This window comes from Oleiphilus sp. HI0043, assembly GCF_001634935.1.
Genome location: NZ_LWEY01000359.1, coordinates 1 through 1,746 on the forward strand (window position 1 = coordinate 1; position 1,746 = coordinate 1,746).

The following is a 1,746-nucleotide window of genomic DNA, read 5'->3' on the forward strand; positions in this document are numbered from 1 at the left end:
CTTGCAGCTTTTCGCGCAGCTCATGTTCACTATGCTCGCGACGAGATAGAAGATCTACGGCTTTATTTTTAACACTTTGGAGATCTGCTTCTCTCTTCATTTACCACGTTTTTCCATAAAGCCCTGCGACTCTTTTCAATATTGGCCCTATACGGCTCTCGTCACGTAATGAATCCCGCTAAATACCAGAGAATAGTGGAGATTTTTACGCGAGGCTGCGCTAGAATGCCCGAGCCTATTGCTCTCTTGAAGCTAACAAAAGCCTCAGGGTGCAACATTTGGAACGAGTTTAAATATATCCAAGCTCGTTCAGTTAATTAAGACTATAACGTGAAAAACAGCAGATTCCTATGTCAACAATGTCAGTAGGAATTCGACTTTTCGCACTCTCAAAGTCTTAAGACAAAACGGTTTCCTTTTTCGAAAGGACTAACACTTTACAAGAGCATTATTAAAAACAGAGATAAGCGAGATACCAGCATGGCTACTTTTCTTTCCAAGCTATTCAAACCAAAATGGCAAAGCAAGCATACAGCAACCAGACTTGAAGCAATCAAAGAGCTCAACCCTGGCCAGAATGAAGATCATCAAATATTACTTCAGCTTGCACAAAACGATGAACAAGTAGCCGTCAGAAAAAGCGCCACATCACGCTTAACTGACCCTCAAGCACTGATCACGCTTCACGCGCAGTCTAAAGACGAACTAAAGCCTCTAATTGAAGAAAAGTTATACGAGCTGGCTAACGCTCAGTCATTGAGTATTTTCGACCTAATTACTGACAATAAAATACTTACTCAAATGATCATTAAGTCGAATCAGGCAGATGCTTTCCTAAGCGGTTTGGCTCGGATTGAAGATAAGCAATCACTGCTAGAAATTGCAGTAAAAGCAAAAATGGCAAAACTCCGACAAGCCGCTGCTGAGCTTATCGAAACAGAAGCAGACTTAAGCACACTGCTGAGTCAGGCAAAGGGTAAGGACAAATCGGTTTATCATATAGCCAAGTCCAAGCTTGCCACTATCCGCAATCAGATCGCTGAACGAAGTCAACAGCAACAAGATATAGAGAAAGCACTAGCAGACATTACCGCCCTCGCAAAAACCGAGGTTCTTCAGCACTACGATGCCAAGCTTTTTAACCTAAGCAAACGTTGGGCGGCAGTTAGCCTCAGTGCTAACGAAACACAACGCAAAGAATTTGCTCACTACCAAGCTGAGTGCCAAGCAAGAATTGATAAAATTGCCCAAGAAAAGCTCGAAGCAGAAGAACAGGAGCGCTTAATCCAAACCGGTGGTGATGAGCAAGAAGCGACTTTGTATACATTGTCTGAAACACTTAAGCGCTTCACCACGGAGGTCCCCTCATTTCATGATATCTCTGCAATTGACGCGCTAATCAAAACTCAGGAAAACCGCTGGCTCGAAGTCACTCGCAATGTAAAAGTCGAGAAGAACAAGGCAAAGCACTATCAAGTATTAATGAGTGAGATTCGTCAGTACTATAAAGCGCTTACGCTCTTGAAAGAAGCTGAGCCCGAGCTAAAGGAATCGATCGACGAACTTAGCAAACAGGGTAAAAAAGACAGCACGCAACTCGATACGCTCAACCAAAGAATTCGTAAGCTTCTTAAGCAGGTAAATTGGCCGAAAGATTACGCACAACCAGAAGTTATTTCCCAAAGCAATGAAGCGCTGGGGCATTCTGCTGAAATTAAGCAACAGGTCGCTGAGAACACTAAAGAG

1 protein-coding gene is annotated in these 1,746 nt (G+C 43.2%); it reads left to right on the plus strand.

The window, feature by feature from the left end; genetic code table 11:
- Window positions 1-480: 480 nt before the first annotated feature.
- Window positions 481-1,746 (plus strand): hypothetical protein (locus tag A3729_RS05010; RefSeq protein WP_156497674.1); only part of this gene is annotated, 1,266 nt, incomplete at its 3' end.